At 72.0% G+C, this 22448-nt stretch carries 22 protein-coding genes; 11 read left to right on the forward strand and 11 right to left on the reverse strand.

The window, feature by feature from the left end:
* Positions 1-38: 38 nt before the first annotated feature.
* Positions 39-815, reverse strand: a complete 777-nt coding sequence (locus ABD329_RS21060; protein WP_198275138.1) for an SDR family oxidoreductase — start codon at positions 813-815, stop codon at positions 39-41.
* A 76-nt stretch (positions 816-891) separates the two neighbouring features.
* Positions 892-2070 (reverse strand): phytanoyl-CoA dioxygenase family protein, encoded by a 1179-nt coding sequence (locus tag ABD329_RS21065; protein WP_198275137.1) that lies wholly within the window; start codon positions 2068-2070, stop codon positions 892-894.
* 107 nt (positions 2071-2177) lie between these two features.
* On the opposite strand from ABD329_RS21065, the gene ABD329_RS21070 reads away from it, so the two are divergent.
* Both ABD329_RS21070 and ABD329_RS21075 read left to right on the forward strand, forming a co-directional pair.
* On the forward strand, positions 2178-3209 hold the full coding sequence (locus ABD329_RS21070; protein ID WP_198275136.1) for a LacI family DNA-binding transcriptional regulator: 1032 nt from the start codon (positions 2178-2180) through the stop codon (positions 3207-3209).
* Between the two features lie 157 nt (positions 3210-3366).
* Positions 3367-4068 (forward strand): DJ-1/PfpI family protein, encoded by a 702-nt coding sequence (locus ABD329_RS21075; protein WP_198275135.1) that lies wholly within the window; start codon positions 3367-3369, stop codon positions 4066-4068.
* A 134-nt stretch (positions 4069-4202) separates the two neighbouring features.
* Here ABD329_RS21075 and ABD329_RS21080 read toward each other — a convergent pair whose 3' ends face one another.
* Genes ABD329_RS21080 through ABD329_RS21105 form a run of 6 tightly spaced genes read right to left on the reverse strand, consistent with a single transcriptional unit; the run spans position 4203 to position 10477 of the window.
* Positions 4203-4919 (reverse strand): sulfite exporter TauE/SafE family protein, encoded by a 717-nt coding sequence (locus ABD329_RS21080; RefSeq protein ID WP_198275134.1) that lies wholly within the window; start codon positions 4917-4919, stop codon positions 4203-4205.
* Positions 4916-5977, reverse strand: coding sequence for an ABC transporter ATP-binding protein (locus ABD329_RS21085; RefSeq protein ID WP_198275133.1), 1062 nt, complete (start codon positions 5975-5977; stop codon positions 4916-4918). Before ABD329_RS21085 ends, ABD329_RS21080 begins: the two co-directional genes overlap by 4 nt.
* Positions 5970-6983 carry an ABC transporter ATP-binding protein gene (locus tag ABD329_RS21090; RefSeq protein ID WP_198275132.1) on the reverse strand — a complete coding sequence of 338 codons (1014 nt, stop codon included), beginning with the start codon at positions 6981-6983 and terminating at the stop codon, positions 5970-5972. Before ABD329_RS21090 ends, ABD329_RS21085 begins: the two co-directional genes overlap by 8 nt.
* Positions 6980-7939 carry an ABC transporter permease gene (locus tag ABD329_RS21095; protein ID WP_198275131.1) on the reverse strand — a complete coding sequence of 320 codons (960 nt, stop codon included), beginning with the start codon at positions 7937-7939 and terminating at the stop codon, positions 6980-6982. The genes ABD329_RS21090 and ABD329_RS21095 overlap by 4 nt, the downstream gene beginning before the upstream one ends.
* A 14-nt stretch (positions 7940-7953) precedes the next feature.
* Positions 7954-8883, reverse strand: a complete 930-nt coding sequence (locus tag ABD329_RS21100) for an ABC transporter permease (RefSeq protein ID WP_198275130.1) — start codon at positions 8881-8883, stop codon at positions 7954-7956.
* A gap of 1 nt (position 8884) precedes the next feature.
* Complete coding sequence (locus tag ABD329_RS21105; protein ID WP_198275129.1) at positions 8885-10477, reverse strand: ABC transporter substrate-binding protein; 1593 nt, start codon at positions 10475-10477, stop codon at positions 8885-8887.
* 246 nt (positions 10478-10723) lie between these two features.
* On the opposite strand from ABD329_RS21105, the gene ABD329_RS21110 reads away from it, so the two are divergent.
* The gene (locus ABD329_RS21110) at positions 10724-11770 is read left to right on the forward strand and encodes a 2-hydroxyacid dehydrogenase (protein ID WP_246618134.1); all 1047 of its coding nucleotides are present in this window, start codon (positions 10724-10726) and stop codon (positions 11768-11770) included.
* Positions 11771-11792: 22 nt separating this feature from the next.
* Here ABD329_RS21110 and ABD329_RS21115 read toward each other — a convergent pair whose 3' ends face one another.
* Positions 11793-12572: an SDR family oxidoreductase gene (locus ABD329_RS21115; protein ID WP_198275128.1), complete on the reverse strand. Its 780-nt coding sequence runs from the start codon at positions 12570-12572 to the stop codon at positions 11793-11795.
* A 99-nt stretch (positions 12573-12671) separates the two neighbouring features.
* On the opposite strand from ABD329_RS21115, the gene ABD329_RS21120 reads away from it, so the two are divergent.
* Positions 12672-13196, forward strand: coding sequence for a winged helix-turn-helix transcriptional regulator (locus ABD329_RS21120; protein WP_198275127.1), 525 nt, complete (start codon positions 12672-12674; stop codon positions 13194-13196).
* 29 nt (positions 13197-13225) lie between these two features.
* On the forward strand, positions 13226-14281 hold the full coding sequence (locus tag ABD329_RS21125; RefSeq protein WP_425574362.1) for a D-cysteine desulfhydrase family protein: 1056 nt from the start codon (positions 13226-13228) through the stop codon (positions 14279-14281).
* A gap of 43 nt (positions 14282-14324) precedes the next feature.
* Here the strand turns inward: ABD329_RS21125 and ABD329_RS21130 are convergent, their stop codons facing one another.
* On the reverse strand, positions 14325-15383 hold the full coding sequence (locus ABD329_RS21130) for a helix-turn-helix transcriptional regulator (RefSeq protein ID WP_198275126.1): 1059 nt from the start codon (positions 15381-15383) through the stop codon (positions 14325-14327).
* A gap of 62 nt (positions 15384-15445) precedes the next feature.
* On the opposite strand from ABD329_RS21130, the gene ABD329_RS21135 reads away from it, so the two are divergent.
* From ABD329_RS21135 to ABD329_RS21155, 5 genes are all read left to right on the forward strand, one after another.
* Positions 15446-16183, forward strand: a complete 738-nt coding sequence (locus ABD329_RS21135) for an alpha/beta fold hydrolase (RefSeq protein WP_198275125.1) — start codon at positions 15446-15448, stop codon at positions 16181-16183.
* Between the two features lie 196 nt (positions 16184-16379).
* Positions 16380-17147: a GntR family transcriptional regulator gene (locus ABD329_RS21140; protein ID WP_198275124.1), complete on the forward strand. Its 768-nt coding sequence runs from the start codon at positions 16380-16382 to the stop codon at positions 17145-17147.
* Between the two features lie 62 nt (positions 17148-17209).
* Positions 17210-18217, forward strand: a complete 1008-nt coding sequence (locus ABD329_RS21145) for an ADP-ribosylglycohydrolase family protein (RefSeq protein ID WP_198275123.1) — start codon at positions 17210-17212, stop codon at positions 18215-18217.
* 61 nt (positions 18218-18278) lie between these two features.
* Positions 18279-19772: a purine-cytosine permease family protein gene (locus ABD329_RS21150; RefSeq protein WP_198275122.1), complete on the forward strand. Its 1494-nt coding sequence runs from the start codon at positions 18279-18281 to the stop codon at positions 19770-19772.
* Positions 19769-20779: a PfkB family carbohydrate kinase gene (locus ABD329_RS21155; protein WP_198275121.1), complete on the forward strand. Its 1011-nt coding sequence runs from the start codon at positions 19769-19771 to the stop codon at positions 20777-20779. The genes ABD329_RS21150 and ABD329_RS21155 overlap by 4 nt, the downstream gene beginning before the upstream one ends.
* A gap of 68 nt (positions 20780-20847) precedes the next feature.
* On the opposite strand, the gene ABD329_RS21160 is transcribed toward ABD329_RS21155, so the two are convergent.
* Positions 20848-21477, reverse strand: coding sequence for a TetR/AcrR family transcriptional regulator (locus tag ABD329_RS21160; RefSeq protein WP_198275120.1), 630 nt, complete (start codon positions 21475-21477; stop codon positions 20848-20850).
* A gap of 204 nt (positions 21478-21681) precedes the next feature.
* On the opposite strand from ABD329_RS21160, the gene ABD329_RS21165 reads away from it, so the two are divergent.
* On the forward strand, positions 21682-22383 hold the full coding sequence (locus tag ABD329_RS21165) for an SDR family oxidoreductase (RefSeq protein ID WP_198275119.1): 702 nt from the start codon (positions 21682-21684) through the stop codon (positions 22381-22383).
* Positions 22384-22448 lie beyond the last annotated feature (65 nt).

The following is a 22448-nucleotide window of genomic DNA, read 5'->3' on the forward strand; positions in this document are numbered from 1 at the left end:
TCCCTTTCTGAAGGTGGCGGTTCTGGCGGCGCGGCGGGTCAGCCGAGTCCGCCGAGGACGTTCTGGTCCCAGTCGATGACCGAGCCGGTGACGACGCCGCTGCGGTCGGAGAGGAGGAGGACGACGAAATCGGCGATCTCGTCCACCTGGCCCAGCTTGCCCATCGGCTGGGCGCGGGCCGCCTCCTCGCGCCAGTCGTCGCCCGCGCCGTGGAAGGCGCGCTGGATGGCGTCCTCGCCCTCGGTGTCGGTCCAGCCCAGGTTGAGGCCGTTGACGCGGACGCGATCCCAGCGGTGGGCGTGGGCGGCGTTGCGGGTCAGGCCCGCGAGCCCGGCCTTCGCGGCGGCGTACGGCGCCAGGAACGGATATCCGCCGTGTGCGCAGTTGGAGATGATGTTGACGATGGTGCCCGGGGCCTTCCGGGCGACCATGTCGGCCACGGCGGCCTGCATGGCGAAGAACGGGGCGCGCAGATTGATCGCGACATGTGCGTCGAAGAGCTCGGGCGTGGTGTCCAGCAGCGTGCCGCGCGAGGTGAGCCCGGCGGAGTTGACCAGGCAGTCGATCCTGCCGTGGGCCGCCACCACCTGCTCCACGCCGCCGCGTGCCTGCACGGGATCGGCCAGGTCGGCGCGGAGGAAGGAGGCCGCGAGTCCCTGCGTGGCGAGCTCCCCGGCCAGCGACTCACCGGCGTCGGGTCGGCGTCCGGTGAACGCCACCGTGGCCCCCGCGCGGGCGGCGGCGCGGACGATGCCCGCGCCGATTCCCCGGCTGCCCCCGTTGACCAGGACGATCTTGTCCTGCAACAGGCCCATCAGCGGTCCGTCTCCCTCAGCTCTGGCGGTCTCAGCACTGGCGGTCTCATCTCCGGCGGTCCTATCTCCGGCGGTCTCAGCTCTGGCGGCGCTCGGCGCCGGCCCGCAGTTCGGTACGCAGGGTGTCCGGGGTCCAGTCCCCCTCCAGGGCGCGCCGGAGGGTGTCGGCCTGGGAGTCCGGGGCGAGGCCGCCGACCGGCGGGTCGAGATCGAGATTGGTGGGGAACGGATAGCCCTCGGCGCAGGCCGCGACCACGTTGTGCAGCCAGTCCTCGGTGGCGCCTTCGGCCTTGCGCCGCCGCAGTACGGGGAAGACCGCGTTGGCCACCGCCTCGCGGTCGACGGTCTCCATGGCGCGGCCGAACGCGGAGGAGATCTGGAGCAGGTTGGCCATCCGCCGGATGTCCGCCGAGCGATTGTGCCCGGCGGCGTGGAAGAGCGCGGGGTTGAAGAAGACCGCGTCGCCCGCCTCCAGCGGCAGCTGTACGTGGTGCTCGGCGAAGTAGGCCATGAACTCCGGGCGGCGCCAGGCCAGATAGCCGGGCTCGTACGCCTGCGAGTACGGCAGATAGAGCGTCGGGCCGGACTCGACCGGCATGGCGCAGTGCGCGACCGCGCCTTGCAGGGTCAGCACGGGGGAGAGCCGGTGGACATGGGCGGGATAGGCCGCGGCCCGCGCCTCGGAGAGGAAACCGAGGTGGTAGTCGCGGTGCACGCTCTGGGCCGCGCCGCCCGGGTTGACCTGGTTGATCTGTGAGGTGATCTGGTAGCCGGGGCCGAGCCAGGCGGTGGCCACGAGGGCGATGAGGTCGTTGGCGTAGTAGTCGGCGAAGACCTCCGGCGCGCTCAGGGCCAGCTTCTCCAGCGCGTTCCACACCCGGTCGTTGGCACCGGGCTTGGCGAAGTGGTCACCGCGGTCGGCGCCCGCCGCCCGCTCCCGCTCGATCAGCGCCGTGAACGCCTCGGTGGCCCGGTCCAGGACCGACGCGTCGGGGAAGGCGCCCTTGAACACCACGATGCCGGGGCCGTCCAGCAGGGCGTGGACCAGTTCCGCCTGCGCCTCCCGGCGGCCGGAAGCCGTGGCGGCCCGGGCCCGCAGGCGGTCGCCGTCGTAGACGGGAACGTGTTGCTCCACGGCGTCGGCGCCGGGGTGGTCGGCGGGGTCGGTGGTCCGCTCCACCAGGGTGCGGAAGGCATCGAGGGAGCAGTCGGCCTCGCTGAGCCAGACATGAGACCTCGGAGCGATGAGGGGCATTGCTGTCCGGTCCTTCCCGTGGGCTGCGGCTTTCTGTCAGTGTTGTGATCGGCCGAGCATCGGGCAATCCTCAGCAGCCCATCAAAAACCCCTCAGGAGGCGTGCCGATGGCCCATCCGTATCCCATCCGGGAGATCGCCCGGCAGGCCGGTCTGAGCGAGGCCACCGTCGACCGGGTGCTGAACAACCGGGGCGGGGTGCGCGAGAGCACCACCCGGGAGGTCCATCAGGCGATCAAGGACCTGGACCGGCAGCGCACCCAGGTCCGCATCGGGGGCCGCACCTTCATGATCGATATCGTGATGCAGGCCCCTGAGCGCTTCTCCTCGGCGGTCCGCGCGGCCCTGGAGGCGGAGCTGCCCTCGCTGCGCCCGGCGGTGATGCGGTCGCGCTTCCACTTCCGCGAGACCGGTCCGGTGGCGGAGCTGATCGCCGTGCTGGACCGCGTCGCCCAGCGCGGCGGCTGCCAGGGCATCGTCCTGAAGGCGCCCGACATCCCGGAGGTCACGGCGGCCGTCGGCCGCCTGACGGCGGTGGGCATACCGGTCGTGACCCTGGTGACCGATCTCCCGAGCAGCGCCCGCCGGTCCTACGTCGGCATCGACAACCGCGCCGCCGGAGCCACCGCCGCGTACCTCATGGGCCAGTGGCTCGGCGACCGCCCCGGCAATGTGCTCACGACCATCAGCCGGGGCTCCTTCCGCGGTGAGGAGGAACGCGAGATGGGCTTCCGCGGCGCCCTGCGCAACGCACACCCCGGGCGCACGCTCGTCGAGGTCACCGACAGCGACGGCCTGGACGCCACCCAGCGCGAACTGGTCCTGCGGGCGCTGCGGCGCGACCCGGACATCCGGGCGGTCTACTCGATCGGCGGCGGCAACGCCGCCACGATCCAGGCCTTCGAGGAGCTCGGCCGCGGCTACGAGGTGTTCATCGCCCACGACCTCGACCACGACAACACCCGGCTGCTGCGCGAGCGCCGGCTGTCCGCGGTGCTCCACCACGACCTGCGCCAGGACATGCGCCGCGCCTGCCAGATCATCATGCGGGCGCACGGAGCCCTCCCCGACGACGGCCCCTCCCTGCCCTCGCCCATCCAGGTCGTCACGCCGTACAACATGCCGCCCGACGTGGTCTGAGACGCCTGGTCGCGGCCCCCGCCCGGCACCCTCCGGCCCATTGGCGAGATCCCGTTGAACCATGTCACTCATGCCACTGGGAGCCGTTTCCGCCCTCTCATAGCGTCGGAACAGGGCCAGACGGACTGGCCATCACCGCATGTGAGGGAACAATCTCATGCTCGCCCAGATCGTCCTGTTCGACGGCTTCGACCTCCTCGATGTGCTCGCCCCCTTCGAAGTGCTGCACGCCGGTGGCATGGCTTCCGGAGGCGCGCTGCGCGCGGAGCTGGTGTCCGCCGAGGGGCCGCGTGAGGTGGTGAGCGGTGTCGGCGGCGTACCGCTGCGCGCCACGGCCGCCCTGGAGCCCGCGAGGGCGGATCTGGTGGTGGTCCCCGGTGCCGCCGGCCGCGTTGGAGAGCCCGGCGAGGTCCCCGGCCACGACGCGGACGCCGCCCCGGACGCGGGCGAGTGGCGGGAGGACGAGTTCATCCCCGTCCTGCTGGGCCGCACCCTGAACACCGACCTGCCGGGGCTGCTGAAGGCCGCCATGGACCGCCCGGAGACGACCGTCGCCACGGTGTGCGGCGGCTCGCTCGTGCTGGCCATGGCCGGTCTGCTGGAGGGCCGCTACGCCACCACCCACCACATGGGCCTGGACAAGCTGGACGCCACCGGCGTCAACGCGGTCAGGGCCCGCGTCGTCGACGACGGCGACCTCGTCACCGGCGCCGGTGTCACCTCCGGGCTCGATCTGGGCCTGTACCTGCTGGAGCGCGAACTGGGGCCGCGGATCGCCCACGCCGTCGAGGAACTGTTCGCCTACGAGCGCCGTGGCACCCCCTGGCGCCACCACGGGAGGCCGCCCGTCGCCCTGTGACCACACCGCCCCGCCGCCATCCGCCCCAACCCAACCCAATTCAACCCAAACTCCACCCAACCCAAACCAACCCAACCCAACTCAACCCAACCGTAAGGGAGGGCTGACCCGCGCGGCGAAGAGCGCCGTCCGGCTCAGACGAACTGCTGGACCACCAGCACCGTCGCGCTCGCCACCGCCAGCACCATGGCCACGGCCCTGGTGCGCCGCATGTCCAGCCGGCTCGACAGCGGGCGGGCCAGCAGCACCCCGATCGCCGCGGCCGGGGCCAGCAGGGCGGTGTGCCACAGGCTGTACGAGTGCACCGCCCCCGTCGCCGCCAGGGTGGCCAGGCTCATCACCGAACCGGCCAGGAAGAATCCGCTCATCGTGGCGCGCAGCCGCGGTCCGCTCAGCCGCTGCCAGACCATGGCCATCGGCGGCCCTCCGATGGCGGTCGCCGTGCCCATCAGCCCCGACATCAGACCGGCCAGCAGCACCGACCGCCGCCGCGGCGCGGGCACGAAGCCGCGCAGGCTCACCGCCACGCCCGCGAGGACGACCGCGGCCACCAGGAGGGCGAGGTACCGGGCGGGCAGCACGGCCACCAGCGCCGCGCCGCCCAGCACCCCCGGCACCCGGCCGACCAGCGCCCACCCCGCGCCCCGCAGGTCCAGGTGGCCGCCCTCCAGCACCAGCACCGTGGCCGTGACCCCGGTGGCGAGCAGCAGGACCGCCACCGGGGTGAGCGACGGGTCGAATATCGCGATCACCGGGGCGGCCAGCAGGCCGAGCCCGAAGCCGATGGCGACCTGGAGCAGCGCCCCGACCGCCACGGTGATGAAGAGCAGGGTGAACTCCGGCGAGCTCATGCTTCCATCGGCCCGGCGTCCAGCGGGAAGTGGCACAGGCCCGCATGCGGCTCCCGCCCGGTGTCCGCCGTGCCGTCGCGGATCACGACAGGCGGAGCGAGCTCGGCACACCGGGCCTCGCTCTTCCAGCAGCGGGTGCGGAACCGGCAGCCCGACGGGATGTCGTACGGGGACGGGACCTCCCCGCGCAGCTGAATCTCGTCGCCCTGGGCCTGTTCGGAGACGTCGAGGGTGGGCGCGGCGGACATCAGGGCGGCGGTGTAGGGGTGCACGGGTCGGTCGAAGACGTCCTCGGTGGGGCCGTGCTCGATGACCTTGCCCAGGTACATCACCGTCACCCGGTCGGAGACATGCCTGACCACGGACAGGTCATGGGAGATGAAGACGTAGGAGACACCGAGCCGCTCCCGCAACTCGGAGAGCACATTGAGCACCTGGGCCTGCACCGACAGGTCGAGTGCGGACACCGGCTCGTCGCACACGATGAGATCGGGATCGAGCGCCAGCGCGCGGGCGATGCCGATGCGCTGCCGCTGCCCGCCGGAGAACTCGTTGGGGTAGCGGTGGGCGTCGCTCTCCCGCAGCCCGACGAGGGACAGCAGCTCACGGACCCGCCGCTCCCGTGCCTGTGCCGTGGGCACGATGTCGCGGTGGGTGCGCCACGGCTCGCCGATGAGGTCGGCCGCGGACATCCGGGCGTTGAGCGAGGCGAAGGGGTCCTGGAAGACCATCTGCACCCGGCGCCGCCAGGCCAGCAGCTCCTTGCCCCTGAGGGTGAACGGATCGGTGCCCTCGAAGCGCACGGTGCCCGAGTCCGGCCGCTCAAGACCGAGCACCACTCTGGCCAGGGTCGACTTACCGCATCCGGACTCGCCCACCAGCCCGAGCGTCTGCCCGCGCTCCACCCGCACATCGACGCCGTCGAGCGCGGTCAGCCGCCGGCGGCCGTGGCCGAACCACTTGGTCACGCCGCGGACTTCGAGCAGTGGCGGGGGAGCGGCGGAGCCATCGGCCCGCGGGTCGGCGGCGGTGGCGTCGGTGAGGGGCGTCTCAGGCACGGTCGAGCTCCTCGGAGAAGTGGCAGGCGGCCGAACGCGAGGCCCCGACGGACATCGGACGGGGGCGCTCCTGGGCGCAGCGCTCCTGGGCCAGTGGACATCTGGCCTGGAAGACACAGCCGGACGGGACCGCGCTGAGCTCGGGCGGGCTCCCCGGTACGGCGGGCAGCGGGCGGCCCCTGACGGCGTGTTCGGGGACCGAGTCGAGCAGGCCCTTGGTGTAGGGGTGACGGGGGCGGGAGAACACCTCCGCCACCGGGCCGGTCTCCACCACATTGCCCGCGTACATCACCACGACATCGTCCGCGCGCTGGGCCACCACCGCCAGATCGTGGGTGATCAGCACCAGCGCCATGTCCCGCTCGGTTTGCAGATCCCGCAGCAGCCGCATGATCTGCGCCTGCACGGTGACATCGAGCGCGGTCGTGGGCTCGTCGGCGATGAGCACATCGGGGTCCAGCGCGACGGCCATCGCGATCAGCAGCCGCTGGCGCATACCGCCGGAGAACTGGTGCGGATACGCGCGGGCCCGCAGCCGGGGCTCGGGGATACCGACCCGGGTCATCAGCTCGACCGCCTGCTCCCGGGCGGCGCGGCGCGACATCCCGCGGTGGATGCGGAACGGCTCGGCGAGCTGCCTGCCGACCGGCTGTACGGGGTTGAGCGCGGTCAGCGCGTCCTGGAAGACGATCGACAGCACCGGACCTGCGAGCTTTCTGCGCCCCGCCCGGCCCAGCCGCAGCACATCGGTGCCGGAGACCTTCACGGATCCGCCCGTCACCTCGGCGGTCGGGTCGAGCAGCCCGACGATGGACAGTGCGGTCATCGACTTCCCGCAGCCGGACTCGCCCAGCAGCGCCAGCGTGCGCCCCTTGCGCACCTGGAAGCCGACGTCGTTCACCGCCCGGACGGTGCCGGAGGGGGTGCGCAAGTCGACACAGAGCCCCTCGACTTCGAGCGCGGGGCTGCCGGCCCCGGTGGGCGCGGGCAGGGTGGAGGACTTCACGCGATCATCTCCGAGGGAACAGCGGCCCGGTTGCCGCGCCGCTTCCTGGGCAACGTCAGACGCCAGCGCTGGGCCGGGTCGGTGGCCAGGCGGACCCAGGCGGCGAGCACCGTGGCCGACACCGTGGTGAGCACGATCGCGACGCCCGGCAGCACGGCGATCCACCACGCCGTCTGAAGGTACTGGCGCCCCTGCGCCACCATCAGTCCCCAGCTCACATCGGGGGGCTGGATGCCGATGCCGAGGAAGCTCAGGCTGGACTCGGTCAGCATGACGAAACAGAAGTCGAGCGTGGCCACGGTCAGCAGCGTGGGCAGCGCGATCGGCAGAATGTGCCCGTAGATGATGTTCCGGCTCGGTGTGCCGAAGGTCCGGGCCGCGTCCACGAACAGACGGCTCCTCAGCTCGGCCGACTCCGCGCGGGCGGTGCGCAGATAGACCGGGACGCGCGCGATGGCGAGGATCAGCACGATGTTCATCGCGCTGGGCGCGAAGACATACAGCACGACCACCGCGATCAGCAGGGACGGGAAGCTGAGGATGACATCGGCGACCCGCATCGCGACGTTCTCGCGCACGCCCCCGTGGTAACCGGCCCACAGCCCCAGTGCCGAGCCGATCAGCAGCGAGCACAGCACCGCGGGCACCGCCACGGACAGCGTCGTCCCCGCGGCGTCCACCAGCCGGGCCACCACGCTGCGGCCCAGCACATCGGTGCCGAGCAGCCCGTAGACGCCGTGGTCGAGGGAGGGCGGGCGCAGCGAGGCGCGCAGGTCCTGCCGTACGGCCCGGTCCCCGATGAACAGCCGGCCGAACAGCGCGACCAGGAACACCCCGGCGAGGATGACGGCCGCGACGGCCGCGGCCCGGTCCCGGCCGAGCAGCAGCCACCAGCGGGGCGGACGGGCGCGTGACGGGGCGGTCACCCCGGCGGGGCGGTCGGCGGGGTCGGTCATGGTGGCTCCTTCGCTCACGCCGGCACCGCCTGGCGCACTCGGGGGTCGATCAGGGCGTGGCAGACGTCCACGACGATGTTCAGCGCGAAGATCGTCACCGCCGTGAGCAGGACGGCGGCCTGCAACACCGCGAAGTCGCGCTGGAGAATCGAGTCGATCATGAGCTTGCCGATCCCGGGCCAGCCGAAGATCGTCTCCACCACCACCGCGCCGTTGACGAGACCGACGGTGAGATCCCCGGCCACGGTCAGCACGGGCGTGATGGAGTTGCGCAGCGCGTGTCCGAACACCACGCGCTTGGGGTCGGCTCCCTTGCTGCGTGCGACCTTCACATACGGCGCGGACAGCGCGCCGACCATGCTGCCGCGGACCACCTGCACCAGCACCCCGAACGGGCGGATCAGCAGAGTGGCGATGGGCAGTACCCAGATCTCCGGGCCGCCCAGGGTGCCGGAGGTCGGCAGCCAGTCCAGACCCACGCCGAAGACCAGCACCCCCACGATCGCGAACCAGAAGTCGGGGATGCTGGCCGCCGTCATCGACAGCAGACCGGCGATCCGGTCGATGGGCGAGTTGGGCCGGTACGCGGCGAGGCTTCCGACCAGCAGCGCCCCGAGGATCGCCAGGAGCATCGTCATCCCGGCCAGTTGGAGCGTGACGGGAAACGCCTTGAGCACCATGGAACCGGCCGACTCCCCGGTGCGCAGCGACGTCCCGAAGTCGAGCCGCGCGGCATTGGTGAGGTAGTCCCACAGCTGCACCGGGATGGAGTCGTCGAAGCCGTGGGCGGCGGAGAATTCGGCGCGTTGCTGTGGTGTGGCGCTCAGCGGGAGGTAGAGATCGACGGGGTTGCCGGTCAGCCGGGCCAGGCAGAACACGCCCAGCACCACGAACACCAGGGGTATCGCGCTGGAGATGACGCGATTGCGCAGGAAGGACGCCATCTCAGTGCCTCCCCTTCTTCGCGGGGCCGACCTCGGCCAGCCGCATCTCGTCCCCGGTGGCGGAGTCCGGCCGGTACCGCACCTTCGGCGACAGCCCCAGCAGCCCGCGCATATGGGCCAGATAGGCGTACTGCACGACCGTCTCGTTCTGGTACTCGAGCACTTCGGCGAACGCCTTCTCGCGTGCCTTGCCGGACAGCGCGTCCGCCGCGGCGATGCGCCGGTCGAGCTCCTTGGTGCCGAAGGTGGACTGCGGGCCGTCGCTCACCAGGTACTGACTGGTGGTGAACGCCGCGTCCCCGGCCTGGTTGCCGTGCATGATGAGCAGCGCCACCGGCCCGACGTCGCGGGGGAGCGGACGCAGTTGATACTGAAGGTGGGTGGCGGTGTCCGCCATGCGAATCCTCACGTTCAGCCCCACCCGTGCCATCTCGTACTGGAGGGCCTCGGCCACTTCCGAGATCCCGGCGAACATGCCGTTGCGCGCCACGAGGGTGATCTGCCGGTGCACCGGGACGCCGTCGGCGGCGGCCTGTTTCACCAGCGCGCGGGCGGCGGCCACCTGGTACGGGGCGGGGGCGAGGTCGTCGTTGTGGCCCACCACACCGGGTGGGACGAGTTGTGCGGCGGGCTTGGCCAGTCCGCCGAGGAGGGCGTCGATGATGCCCTTGCGGTCGACGGCCAAGCCGATCGCCTTGCGCACCCGGATGTCGTCGAGCGGCGCCTCGCGGCCGTCCAGACGCAGGGCGGTGGTCTCGTTGTTGGGGTAGGCCACGGTGTTGCCCTTGTCGGCGCTGGTGTGGTCCAGCGCCGTCGCGATATCGGCCTCGCCCTTGTCGATCATCGCGGCGCGGACGCTGGCGTCGCTGCGCCAGACGTACCGGGCCCGGGGGTAGGCGGGCGCCTTCCCCCAGTAGTCCTCGTTGCGGGCGAGTGAGATGGAGACGCCGGTCTGCCATGACGTGACGGCGTAGGGGCCGGTCCCGATCGGTATCCGCACCTTGGCCTTGGTGCTGGTGGTGTGCGGCACGATCTCGACGAAGCTGAGCCGCAGGGGGAGGATGGGGTCGGTCTTCTCGGTGGTGACGGTCAGCCGGGTGGGGCTGACCGCGCGTACCTTGAGCTTCTCGTCGCCGAAGACGTAGCCGTCCACGTTGCAGGCGAGATCGGAGTTGACGGCGCGGTCGATGGAGAAGGCGGCGTCCTTCGCCGTGAACGGCTGCCCGTTCTGGAAGGTCACACCGGGCCGGATATCGAAGGTCCATGTCGTGGGCTTCGTCTGCCGCCACCCGGTGGCCAGCAGCGGATCCAGCTTCCCCGAGGTGGGGTCGCGTTCCACCAGCGGCTCGGTGATGTTGGAGCGGACGACGACACCGGTCGCGGTCAGCGATGACTCGCAGGGCTCCAGCGTCGGGGGCTCCTGGGTGAGGACGACTCGCAGGGTGCGGCCGTCCGCGCTGCCGGCGTCCCCCGCGTCACTGTTCGCCACGGCGCACGCGCTGGTCAGCAGCAGCGTGCCGGTCGTGAGAAGGGCGAGAACTGTATGGGCCCGGCCCCGTTCCCGATGCGGGCCGGAGGGTACGGAGGACTTCATCGTCGGCGTATCTCCGAGGGTGCTGGCGGGTTGCCGCCCGAGAACGACAGTCGACATGGCCTGTCTACACTTACGTACCCGGTCTGCATTTGTGGACGCCGAAGCTAAACCGGAGGTGCCGGGGCGTCAAGAGATCTGACAACAGGCGCAGGTGAAACGGTCCTTGGTGGCCCCCTCCCGATCATTGACAGCCTCATGGAGCGCGTGCACAAATGAAGACAGCGCCTATATATGAGGATGGTGGTCATGGCGAGGACGGCTGCCCCCGGTGGTGACCGGGGGATGCGCATCATGCTCAACCACCGGATCCTGAGCAGGTTCGGCGAGCGGCTGAGGGCGCGGACCGGGAACCGGCACGAGTGGCTGGACGTCTGCGACTGGGACGCCGCGCGGATCGCCGATGCCATCGCCTCCGTCGATGTGTACGTGGGCTCACAGCTCAGCGAGGGCCACGCGCGCCGGGGTCGGCGCCTGCGCCTCGTCCATGTCGTCGGCGCGGGCTACGACGGCATCCCCCTGGAGGCGCTGGGGCCCGATGTGACCGTGGCGAACACCTTCCACCACGGCGCGTCGATCGCCGAACACGTCCTGATGTGCGTGCTGATGCTGTCCCGGCGGGTGCTCGCGGCCGACCGGGAGTTGCGGGCCGGGCGGTGGCGGAACGTGGCCGTCGATGCCACGCTCCCCTTCGGCGACACCCTGCGGGGCCGCCGTGTCGGGGTCATCGGCTTCGGTGAGACGGGCCGGGAGGTCGGCCGGCTGTGCCAGGCGGTCGGCCTGGGTGTACGGGCCGTGCGCCGCGATCCCTCGGCCCCGCTGCCGGACGGCCTGCGCCCCGACTGGGTGGGCGGCACGGACCGGCTCCCGGAACTGCTGGCGGACTCCGACGTCGTCGTGGTGACCGTTCCGCTGAGCCCCGCGACCCGCGGACTGATCGGCCCCGCCGAACTCGCCGCGATGGGCCCTCAGACCCTCCTCGTCAATGTCGCCCGTGGCCCGGTCGTACAGGAGGAGGCGCTGTACGAGGCGCTGTCGGCGGGCACCATCGCCGGGGCCGCCCTCGATGTGTGGTGGGCCGCCCCGCCCCACGCGCCGAGCCGGCTGCCGTTCCACACGCTGCCCAATGTGGTGATGACACCGCACAACTCGGGCCACACGGAAGAGACGTTCGCCGCCCGCGCCACGGAGATCGCGGCCAACATCAACCGCCTGGAGGCGGGGAGCCCGCTCGGCAATGTGGTGCGCGCGGGCCGGGTGCGGGCCGTGCGAAGTCGCCCTCGAGCCGCTGGGTGACGGTTCCCGGTGGGGACGGTTCTCAGACGGCGGGCACGGTGCCGCCGTCGATGACGTGCTCGGCGCCGACGATGGCGGAGGCCCGGTCGGAGACGAGGAAGGCGACGAGTTCGGCGACCTCTTCGGGCCGGTTGGGACGTCCGAGGGGGATGCCGCCGAGGGAGTCCATGAGCGACGCCAGAGCGGACTCCCGGTCACCGGTCCGCTCGGCGATGCGGTCGATGAGCGCGTCGGCCGCGCTGGTCTGGATGAACCCGGGGGACACCGTGTTCACCCGCACCCCGAGCGGTGCCACCTGGTTGGCCAGGCCCTTGCTGTAGGTGGTGAGCGCGGCCTTGGCGGCGGCGTAGGCCAGCGTGCCGTTCCACAGCGGCATCCGCCGCTGGATCGAGGAGACATGGACCACCGCGCCCCCGCCCCGTTCGATCATGCCCGGGATCAGGGCGCGGTCCAGGCGGACGGCGCCGAGCAGATTGTGGTTGAGCTCCTGCTGCCAGATCTCCTCGGACATCGTCTCGAAGCCACCGGCGGGCGCCGCCGAGCCGCCGAGCGTATGGACCAGGATGTCCGTGCCGCCCAGCCGCCGCCGCGCCTCCCGCGCGATGTGCTCCGCGCCTTCCGGGGTGGTCAGGTCGGCGCCGACGAAGTCGTCGTCGCGGACGTCCTCGGGCCGGGAGCGGGCGGTGACCAGCACGGTCGCACCGGCCGTCCGCAGCCGGGCCGCGATCGCCGCCCCGGTGCCCTTGGTGCCACCGGTGACGAGGGCGCGACGGCCGGAGAGGGAGTCATTGGGTGTGGGCAAGGCCGTCCGTTCCGGAGTGCGCACAGGGCACACCCCTTGTGACTGCTAAAATAGAAGCAAGTGACTTTCACATTAGCAGTAACTCGGGAGGGTGTCGCGATGGCAAGCCGGATCCGGCTGGAGGACCGTGAGTGCCCGCTGTCGACCACGGTTCAGCACGTGGGGGAGTGGTGGACGCTGCTGATCCTCCACGACGCCTTCGACGGCTATACGCGCTTCGACCAGTTCCAGCAGAGCCTGAACATCTCCACCAGCATGCTCACCACGCGGCTGAAGACCCTGGTGGCGGACGGCCTGCTGGAGCGGCGCCCCTACCAGACCAACCCGGTGCGCCATGAGTATGTGCTGACCGAGCGCGGCCGTTCGCTGCGGCCGGTGGTCGTCGCGCTGGCCGCCTGGGGCAATCAGCGCCTCGCGCCGGAGGAGCGCGCCATGATCCTGGTCGACGCCCGCACCGGCGAGGAGGCCGAACCCGTCGTGGTGGACGCGCGCACCGGCCGAAGCCTCGACGACAGCGAGACGTACGTGTTCACCGCGGGCCCGGCCGCGAGCGAGGCGATGCGCGCCCGCTACGTCGAACTCGAGCGGCGGCGAGCCGCGCCCGACACTTCCGCGTCCGAGTAGAGGAACAGGCTGGCTGGAAGGCGGCGATCGTGTCAGAAGAGCGTCAGGGCACCACACAGGACCAGGGCACCGCGCGGGGCCAGGATGGAACGGGGAGTCAGGACATCACGCGGGCCGAGTTGATGAGTCGGCCCACGCCGCTGGAGGCCGCGCCACGCCTGGCCCGCGCCATCGGGCTGGAGCCCGACGATCTGTGGATCAAGCGTGACGATCTGATCGGCCTCGGCGGCGGCGGCAACAAGGTCCGCAAGCTGGAGTGGACGGCCGGGGCCGCCCGCGACGAGGGCGCCACCACCCTGGTGACCAGCGGGGCCGCCCAGAGCAACCACGCCCGGCTGACGGCCGCGGCCGGGGCCCGGCTGGGCATGGACGTGGTCCTGGTCCTCGCCGGTGCGCCGACCGAGGGGATGACCGGCAACATCGCGCTCGACGGTCTCTTCGGCGCCCGCGTCGTATGGGCGGGCGAGGTGAGCGAGGCGGAACTCGCGGCGGCCGTGCAGGACGTGGCCCGCGACCTCCGCGAGCGGGGCGCCCGGCCCGCGGTGATCCCCTTCGGCGGCTCCAGTGTGCTGGGCGCCCGGGGCTATGCCGCGGCGGGGACCGAACTCCTCGTACAGGACCCGGACCTGACCACGGCGGTGGTGGCGGTCGGATCGGGCGGCACCATGGCCGGTCTCGTCCACACCCTCGGGGCAGAGCGGGTGCTGGGGGTGCACTGCGGAGCCGTCGCCGATCCCGGGCACACCGTCGGCCACCTGGTCGAGGAGCTGGCCGGACAGCCCGCGGCCACCTCCCTGCGGCTGTGCCTGGATCAAGTCGGGCCCGGCTACTCCGCGCTCACCGAACCGGTCATGGACGCCATCACCACGGCGGCCCGCACCGAAGGCATCGTCCTCGACCCCATCTACACCGGCCGCGCCCTGGCCGGTCTCATCGCGGCCGTCCGCCACGGCCAGGTGCGCCCCGGGCAGCGCACGGTCTTCGTGCACACCGGCGGACTCCCGGGCCTGTTCGGGCACGCCGAGACGCTGGAGCGGGCGCGTTCCGCCGTGGCCGACACCGCCGTACGGTGGCCCCGTGGCTGAGCGCCGCACCGGTACCACCCCGGTGTGCCCGAACGATCCGGGGTCACTCCGCGGGGGACTCCGCTCCCTCGGCGGCATCGGCGGTATCGGCGACATCGGCGGCATCGGCGCCCGCGTCGGCGCACATGGCGAGTCGGCCGGCCAGGGCGCGCACATGGTCGCGCAGGCCGTCCGGACGCTCGATCACGAACGGCAGGTCCAGCCAGGCGAGTACGGAGGGCACCCACTCCAGCCGCTCGGCCCGCAGCTCGACCCTCACCCATGCGCCACCCTCCCCCTCCCCGGAGCGGGCCGCTTCGACGGGAAGTTCCCGTACGGTGGCGAGCCCGGGCGGGAGCCGGTGGCGGACCTGCTCGGCCGTGCCCTGGACCCGTAGCGACACCTCGTGCAGATACGGCACCCCGGCCAGCCCGGACAGCACCCGCGCGGCCGGGTCGAACCCCTCGGGCACATCGAACGACCCCGGTAGCACCGACGCCGTCTCGATCCGGTCCAGCCGGAACGTGCGCACCTCGCCGCTGGCCGAGTCCGCCCCCGTCACATACCAGCGCCCGGAGTGCGCGACGACCCCGTACGGATGCACGGTGCGTTCGCTGCGCCGCCCCTTCCAGGCGGTGTAGCCGATGGCGACGGGCCGGCGGTCCCGCGCCGCTTCCGCGAGCATCAGCAGCACGCCGGTCTCCGGAACGGCCATGGGGCGGGCCGGGGCGGTGAAGTCGGCGGTCGCCAGCAGCGCGTCCAGCCGGCGGCCGAGCGCCTCGGGCAGCACCCGGCGCACCTTGGCGGCGGCGCTCTCCGCCGCCGCGACCGACGTGGTCACCAGCCCGGCCCGGCGGCCGGCGACCAGGCCGAGCAGCACGGCCAGCGCCTCCTCGTCGGTGAGCATCAGCGGCGGCATCCGATAGCCCGGCGCGAGCCGGTAGCCGCCGTAGCGACCGCGCACCGACCGGACCGGGACGTCCAGGTCGATCAGATGGCCGACATAGCGGCGGACGGTGCGCTCGTCCACGCCGAGCCGGTCGGCCAGATCGGCGACGGTACGGGTGCCACCGGCCTGGAGGATCTCCAGCAGGGCGAGCACCCGGGCGGTCGGTCGGTTCATACGGGCAAGTATCCCTGAATACCGGGCGGATCCTGCCCGGTATCCCTTCTAGCGTCTGAGCCATGGCGACCTACGTACTACTTCCCGGGTTCTGGCTCGGGGCCTGGGCCTGGCGCCCGGTGGCGGATGACCTGGGCGGCCGTGGACACGATGTCCACTCCCTCAGCCTGACCGGGATGGGCGAACGGGCGCATCTGGCCCGTCCCGACACCGACCTGGAGACCCACATCACCGATGTGCTCAACCTGATCCACTACGCGGATCTGCGCGATGTGGTGCTGGTCGGGCACAGCTATGCCGGTGCGGTGGTGATCCCGAGCGTGGCGGACCGGATGCCCGACCGGATCAGCCGCCTGGTGTTCATCGACAGCGGACCGCTGCCGGACGGGATGTCCCACCTGGAGTTCGCCCCGCCGGAGGAGCGGTCGCGCGACGCCGAGCGGGTCCGTACGGAGGGGGACGGCTGGCGGCTGCCGCCCCCGCCGTGGCGGCAGCTGGCCTCCGAGGTGCCCGGCCTGCCGGACGACACGCTCGAACGGCTGGTGCGCCTTTCGGCCCCGCAGCCGTGGGCCACCGCCACCACCCCGGTCCGGCTGGCCGGGGCATGGGAGAAGCTGCCACGGCTGCATGTGCTGTGCGGCTTCCCGGCGGCGGAGGTCCGGGCGCGGATCGGGGTCGTCCCGGCCTTCCGGCACATGGCGACCGAGAGCTCGGCGTACCGGGAGCTGCCCGGCTGGCACTGGCCGATGTTCGACCGGCCCGGCGAGCTGGCGGCGATCCTGCACGACGCGGCGGTCTGACGAGCTCCCTGGCCGTTGTTCGCCGATGGCACGGCCCGCTTCACGGCGGCCCGCTTCACGTCGGGCCGTGCCATCGGCCTTCCCGCTGTCATCGGTCCCCGCTGCCCTCGGCTTTCCCGGACCACAGGCGATCAGTTCCCGATGGGAGTGCTTGCGACTCTAGACAGGACTGAACATGTATGGCTAACTTCCGGACATGCCTAAACAGGTCCTCAAGCATCAGCGCATCGCCCGCGTCCTGGCCCGCGAGATCCACAGTGGCGCCCTGGAGCCGGGCAGCAGGCTGCCCGGCGAACACGCGCTCACCCGGCGCTTCGCGGTCAGCAGGGCCACCGTCCGCCAGGCGCTGGACGAGCTCAGCAAGCAAGGGCTGATCTCCACCCACGCGGGCGTCGGCTCGTTCGTCACCTTCGACGGCGGACTGCTGGACAACCGGCTGGGGTGGACCAGGGCGCTGGCCGACCAGGGAGCCCAGGTCACCACCGAGGTGCTCCGTCTCGAAGCGGTGCGCGATGCCCGGCTGGCCGGTGAACTCGGCATCGAGGGGGCCGAGTTCATGGCGCTCGACCGGTTGCGGGTGCTGCCGGAGGGCACTCCGGTCGCGCTGGAGCGCAGCCGGGTTCCGATGGTCCCGGCCCTGGCCGATGTCCCGCTCGGCGGGCTCCTCGACGGCTCGCTGACCAAGACCCTCGCCGCGGTCGGCATCCGGGCCACGCACGGGGACGAGTGGGCGTCCGTGCGCCAACTGGCCACCGAGGAGGCGAGTCTGCTCCGCCGCCAGGTGGGCGAGGTCTGGCTCAACACCCGCCGGGTCAGCCGCGGGGCCGATGGCCGGATCGTCGAGCAGGTGACCAGCCTCCTGGACCCCGCCCGCTTCCAGCTGCATCTCGGCTTCGGCGAGAGCCCCGACGAGACGGCCCTGGGCAGCGGCGATGAGGCATCCGCGAGGAAACAGCCCCGATGAGCCCTGGACCGTGCCCGCCCCAGCCCGACGTACCGCCTTCGCGCACCGAACAGGAAGTCCCGATGAACCACCAGCACGACCGCGCGCTCGGCGCCCTCTACGGCCTGGCGATGGGCGACGCCCTCGGTATGCCCACCCAGATCATGTCCCGGCGGTCCATCGTCGCCCGGTTCGGCACCGTCACCGATTTCGAACCCGGCCCGGAGGACAACCCGGTGAGCGCCGGAATGCCCGCCGGTTCGGTCACGGACGACACCGACCAGGCCGTCATCGTCGGCCGGCTGCTGACCGGGTCCGGCGGCCGGATCGATCCGCTGCGGCTCGCGCACGAGCTCCTGGAGTGGGAGCGCGCCATGAAGGCCAAGGGCTCCTTCGATCTGCTCGGCCCCTCCACCAAGGCCGCGCTGGAGGCCGTCTCCCGTGGCGTACCGCCGGAGGAGGCGGGCAAGGCCGGTGCCACCAACGGCGCGGCCATGCGGATCACCCCCGTCGGCGTCGCCTTCCCCGACACACCCCTGGAGCCCTTCCTCGACCGGGTCGCGGAGGCGTGCCAGGTCACCCATGACACCTCCATCGGCATCGCCTCCGCCGCCGCCGTGGCCGCCGCGGTGAGCCGTGGCATCGGCGGCGGAAACCTGGAGGACGCCTTCGGCGCGGCGATCACGGCGGCCGCGGCCGGTGCCGAGCGCGGCCACTGGGTCGCCGGGGCCGATATCGCCGCCCGCATCGGCTGGGCCGTGGAGCTGGTCCGCGGACTGCCCGAGCGGCAGGCCCTGGACCGCGTCTGCGACCTGGTCGGCACCAGCGTCGCCAGCCAGGAGTCGGTCCCCGCCGCCTTCGCCGTGCTGGCCCTCGCCGAGGGCGAGCCATGGCGGGCCTGCCTGCTGGCGGCCAACCTCGGCGGCGACTGCGACACCATCGGCGCGATAGCCGGCGCCATAGCCGGTGCCGTCAGCGGGGCCTCCGCCCTGCCCGACGACGCCCTCACCACCCTGCGCTCGGTCAACGACCTCGACCTGGAACCGCTGGCCAAGGCCCTGCTCACGCTCCGCGCCGACACGGCCGAATGACCCACACCCCCGCCCCCACATCCGCACCGGAGCGCCCCCGGACAGAAAGACAGGTACCACCATGGCGGCTTCAGAGAACGACCGCGTCGGCTCCGTTGAGACCAGAGGCATCGAGCCGGTTCCCGACGCCGAGCGCCACGGCCACGCGAGCCAGATGTTCTGGACCTGGTTCGCCGCGAACATCAGCATCCTCGGTCTGCCGCTCGGCGCGGCGCTGGTCAGCTTCCGCGGCCTGAACATCTGGCAGGCGGCCGTCGTGGCCATCCTCGGGTCCTTCGGCTCCTTCGCCCTGGTGGGCGCCCTCAGCATCGCCGGGAAGCGGGGCGGAGCGCCCGCCCTCACCCTCTCCCGCGCGGTGTTCGGGGTCCGTGGCAACGCGGGGCCCACGCTGGTCACCTGGATGAGCCGGCTCGGCTGGGAGACCATCAACACCACCACGGCCGCCTTCGCCCTTCTGGCCCTGCTCGACGCCGCCTTCGGCATCCGGCGGAACACCGTCCTCACGGTGGTGTGCCTGTTGGTCTTCATCGGCTGCACCCTGCTGATCAGCGGCCTGGGCCACGCCACCATCATGTGGATCAACAGGTGGGCCAGCTATGTCTTCGGTCTGCTCAACCTGGTGGTGATCGGCTTCCTCGCCACCACCGTGGACTGGGGCAAGGTCTTCCACACCCAGGTCGGCCCGGTGAGCTCGATGGTCGTGGGCGTCGGCATGATCGCCGCGGGTACCGGTATCGGCTGGGCCAACACCGGGGCCGACTACGCCCGTTACCTGCCCCGCCGGATTCCCGGCGGCAGGCTGGTGGCCGCTTCCGCCTTCGGCGCCGGTATCCCGCTGGTGGTGCTGATCTCGCTGGGCTCGCTCCTCGCGGCGGGTGAACCCGATCTGGCCTCGGCCTCCGACCCCGTCTCGGCCATCAACACGATGCTGCCGTCGTGGATGTCCATCCCGTATCTGATCGCCGCGTTCGGCGGACTGCTGCTCTCCAACCACCTGTCCGTCTACTCGGCCGGGCTCACCATGATCACCCTGGGGATACGGGTCCGGCGCACCCTCGCCGTCGGCCTGGACGTGGTCGTCACCTTCGCGGGCGGGATCTACTTCATCCTGATCGCCAAGGACTTCTACGGCCCGTTCATCACCTTCCTCACCCTCCTCGCCGTCCCCATCAACGCCTGGGTGGGTGTCTTCGCGGTCGACCTGATACTCCGCCGGTCCTACGACGGCGCGGCCCTGATGGACGTCGGCCGCTCCAGCCGCTACTGGTTCCGGGGCGGGGTCGCCTGGGCCGCGATGATCGCCTGGGCGGCGGCCATCGTGGTGGGCCTGCTGTTCACCGAGGCCAGCACCAGCGCCACCGACGTGTGGTTCTCCGGGCCGCTCGCCCACAGCTGGATCGGCTCCAACGGGCTGGGCTGGGTGGTGACCCTGGTGCTCGCGGCCGCCGTCTACGCCCTGCTGCGCCGGCTCGACGGCACCGTCCGCGAGGAGGCGTCCGCACAGCCGCCCCAGCAGCAGGTGCTGCCCGCCCCGGCCGCGCGGGAGCTCTCATGAGCGGCCACGACGGCGTCCCCGGCGCCTCCGGCGTGGCCACGGGCGGTCGGCTGGTCCTGCTCGGCAACGCCATCGTCGACCTGGTGATGCGGGTACCCGCACTGCCGGAACGCGGCGGCGACATCGTCTCCCAGGACACCACCCTCACCACGGGCGGCGGATTCAACGTCCTCACCGCCGCCCGCCGCCTGGGGCTGCCGGCCGTGTACGCGGGCGCCCATGGCACCGGGCCGTTCGGCGACCGGGTGCGGGCGGACCTCGCCCGGGAAGGCATCGAGGTGCCGCTGGACCCGGTCACGGAGGAGGACACCGGCTTCTGCGTGGCCTTCGTCGACGGCGGTGGCGAGCGCACCTTCGCCACCAGCCTCGGCGCCGAGGCCCGGCTGACGGAGGCTCATGCGACGGCCGTGCTCGCGGCGCTGCGCCCCGGCGACCTGGTGCAGATCTCCGGATACGGCCTCGCCTACCCGGTGAACGGCCCGGTCCTGGCCTCGCTCGTGGCACGGCTGCCGGAGCACACCCGGGTCTTCCTCGACCCGGGCCCGCTGGCCGACCAGATCCCGGAGGAGGTGCTGGAGCCCGTTCTGGCGCGCTGCGACTGGGTCAGCTGCAACCAGCGCGAGGGGCGGCTGCTGACCGGCCGCGACGACGCCCGGGAGGCCGCGGCGGCGCTCGCCGCCCGGCTGGGCCCGCGCACCGGTGTGCTGCTGCGGGCCGACGCGGACGGCTGCTGGCTGGTCCCGCCCGGCGGAGAGCCCGCGCATATCCCCGGCCGCCGGGTGACCGCGGTCGACAGCAACGGCGCGGGCGACGCCCATACGGGAGCGTTCCTGGCCCTCCTCGGCCACGGACTGGACCTGAGCAGCGCCGTACGGGGTGCCAACGCGGCGGCCGCCTTCGCGGTCACCCGCCACGGCCCCGCCACCGGGCCGACCGTCGGCGAGCTGCTGGCCCTCCTCGACGGCGAGCCGCTCGCGGAGCGGTTGTCCTCGGCGCTCGGGCGGTAGATCCGCGCCTGGGCCCGCCGCCGGCGGGCGGGCACCAGGTGAGTCCGAACCCCTGACGCGAGCACGCCTCACCCGGCGGCTTCGGACGCGTCCTTCCCGTCAGGGGTGTGCTCAGACGCGCCGAGGACGTGCTCGCGCACCGCGGTCAGGATGCGGTCCGACAGATCGTCGCCCGCGCAGGCCCGTGCCAGCACCAACGCCCCGACCATGGTGGACAGTTCGACGAGCACGGACTTCTCGTCGGCCGCCGTGTCTCCGGACGTCCGCGCGTTGCGCTCCATCCCGCCGATCAGATTGCGCACACCCTCGAGGTAGGCCCCCTTGAGCGGGTCGCCGGGCTCCGCGTGTGCGGCGTCCACCGCCAGTGCCGCGGCTGCGCACCCCAGTCCGGGGTTGTCGCGGTGCCGGGCGGACAGATAGGTGGCCAGGAAGGCGGCCCGGGCGCCGCTCGTGTCCTCGCCCTCGGGGGGCTCCGTCATGTCGGCGAGGCGTTCGGCGAACGCCGCCGAGCACGCCTGGGCGACCAGGTCGTCCTTCGAGGCGAAGTGGCGGTAGAAGCCGCCGTGGGTCAGACCTGCCGCCGCCATCGCCTGCGGCACGCTCACCTTGTCGACGCCGTGGGCGCGCACCAGCTCCGCGGTGGCCGCGATCACCTGCTCGCGGTGGCGTTCGGCCTCGGCTCGGGATGCTCGGGGCATGGTCGGTACTTCCTTCTGCGTGTGGTGCCGGACTGGGGTACCGGATGCCGGTACCGCGTCGATGATATTTGCGGCCCATTTTAGATGATGCTAATAATCTATTTCAGTGCGCCGCGGGGCGGCGACCTCATGGGTCACCGTCCCTTGCCGGTTCGTGCGCGCGATTCGACACGTTCGACAACACGTTCGACAGGGAGACCCGACATGGTCGCGATCGATGGTTCCGTGGTGCTGGTGACCGGAGGTCAACGTGGCATCGGCAAGGCGTATGTGGAGGCGCTGCTCCGGCGCGGGGCGGCGAAGGTCTACGCGACGGCGCGAAAGCCCAGCCCCAGCGAGGACCCGCGGGTGGAGGCCGTATCCCTCGATGTCAACGACGCGGACGCGGTGGCCGCTCTCGCCGCCCGGGCCACGGATGTGGACATCGTCATCAACAACGCGGGAGTGCTCCTGCCCTCACCGCTGCTGACGGCGGACATGGCCGATGTGGTGGCCACGTTCGAGACAAACGTGTTCGGACCCCTCCGGGTGGCCCGTGCGTTCGCCCCGGTCCTCGCCGCGCGGGGCGGCGGTGCGCTGGTCGACATGCACTCCGTGCTGTCCTGGGGCGCCGGCGCGGCCGCCTACGGCGCCTCCAAGGCCGCCCTGTGGTCGATCACCAACTCTCTCCGGATAGAGCTGGCGGAGCAGGGGACCCAGGTGGTCGGGGTGCACCTCGGGCTCGCCGACACCGACATGGTCGCCGGGATACCGAGTCAGAAGATCTCCCCGGCCGAGGTCGTGGAGGCGGTCCTGGACGGCGTCGAGAGCGGCGGCGACGAGGTGCTCGTCGACGACGTGACCCGGCAGATGAAGGCGGCGCTCGCCGGGCCGGTGGAGGGCCTCACCGTTCGTCTCGGAGGCTGACCGCTCGCCGCGGACAGCCGCTCGTCACCACCGTTCGTCTTCACTCGTCTTCACTCGTCCTGAAG

Origin of the sequence: Streptomyces javensis (assembly GCF_039525925.1) — a bacterium.
Classification (GTDB): domain Bacteria; phylum Actinomycetota; class Actinomycetes; order Streptomycetales; family Streptomycetaceae; genus Streptomyces; species Streptomyces asiaticus.

Bases quoted from the DNA above. Each gene is read 5' to 3' on its own strand.
- ABD329_RS21060 (WP_198275138.1), bottom strand. From the start codon at position 815: ATGGGCCTGTTGCAGGACAAGATCGTCCTGGTCAACGGGGGCAGCCGG.
- ABD329_RS21065 (WP_198275137.1), bottom strand. From the start codon at position 2,070: ATGCCCCTCATCGCTCCGAGGTCTCATGTCTGGCTCAGCGAGGCCGAC.
- ABD329_RS21070 (WP_198275136.1), top strand. From the start codon at position 2,178: ATGGCCCATCCGTATCCCATCCGGGAGATCGCCCGGCAGGCCGGTCTG.
- ABD329_RS21075 (WP_198275135.1), top strand. From the start codon at position 3,367: ATGCTCGCCCAGATCGTCCTGTTCGACGGCTTCGACCTCCTCGATGTG.
- ABD329_RS21080 (WP_198275134.1), bottom strand. From the start codon at position 4,919: ATGAGCTCGCCGGAGTTCACCCTGCTCTTCATCACCGTGGCGGTCGGG.
- ABD329_RS21095 (WP_198275131.1), bottom strand. From the start codon at position 7,939: ATGACCGACCCCGCCGACCGCCCCGCCGGGGTGACCGCCCCGTCACGC.
- ABD329_RS21100 (WP_198275130.1), bottom strand. From the start codon at position 8,883: ATGGCGTCCTTCCTGCGCAATCGCGTCATCTCCAGCGCGATACCCCTG.
- ABD329_RS21105 (WP_198275129.1), bottom strand. From the start codon at position 10,477: ATGAAGTCCTCCGTACCCTCCGGCCCGCATCGGGAACGGGGCCGGGCC.
- ABD329_RS21110 (WP_246618134.1), top strand. From the start codon at position 10,724: ATGGCGAGGACGGCTGCCCCCGGTGGTGACCGGGGGATGCGCATCATG.
- ABD329_RS21120 (WP_198275127.1), top strand. From the start codon at position 12,672: ATGGCAAGCCGGATCCGGCTGGAGGACCGTGAGTGCCCGCTGTCGACC.
- ABD329_RS21130 (WP_198275126.1), bottom strand. From the start codon at position 15,383: ATGAACCGACCGACCGCCCGGGTGCTCGCCCTGCTGGAGATCCTCCAG.
- ABD329_RS21135 (WP_198275125.1), top strand. From the start codon at position 15,446: ATGGCGACCTACGTACTACTTCCCGGGTTCTGGCTCGGGGCCTGGGCC.
- ABD329_RS21140 (WP_198275124.1), top strand. From the start codon at position 16,380: ATGCCTAAACAGGTCCTCAAGCATCAGCGCATCGCCCGCGTCCTGGCC.
- ABD329_RS21145 (WP_198275123.1), top strand. From the start codon at position 17,210: ATGAACCACCAGCACGACCGCGCGCTCGGCGCCCTCTACGGCCTGGCG.
- ABD329_RS21150 (WP_198275122.1), top strand. From the start codon at position 18,279: ATGGCGGCTTCAGAGAACGACCGCGTCGGCTCCGTTGAGACCAGAGGC.
- ABD329_RS21155 (WP_198275121.1), top strand. From the start codon at position 19,769: ATGAGCGGCCACGACGGCGTCCCCGGCGCCTCCGGCGTGGCCACGGGC.
- ABD329_RS21160 (WP_198275120.1), bottom strand. From the start codon at position 21,477: ATGCCCCGAGCATCCCGAGCCGAGGCCGAACGCCACCGCGAGCAGGTG.
- ABD329_RS21165 (WP_198275119.1), top strand. From the start codon at position 21,682: ATGGTCGCGATCGATGGTTCCGTGGTGCTGGTGACCGGAGGTCAACGT.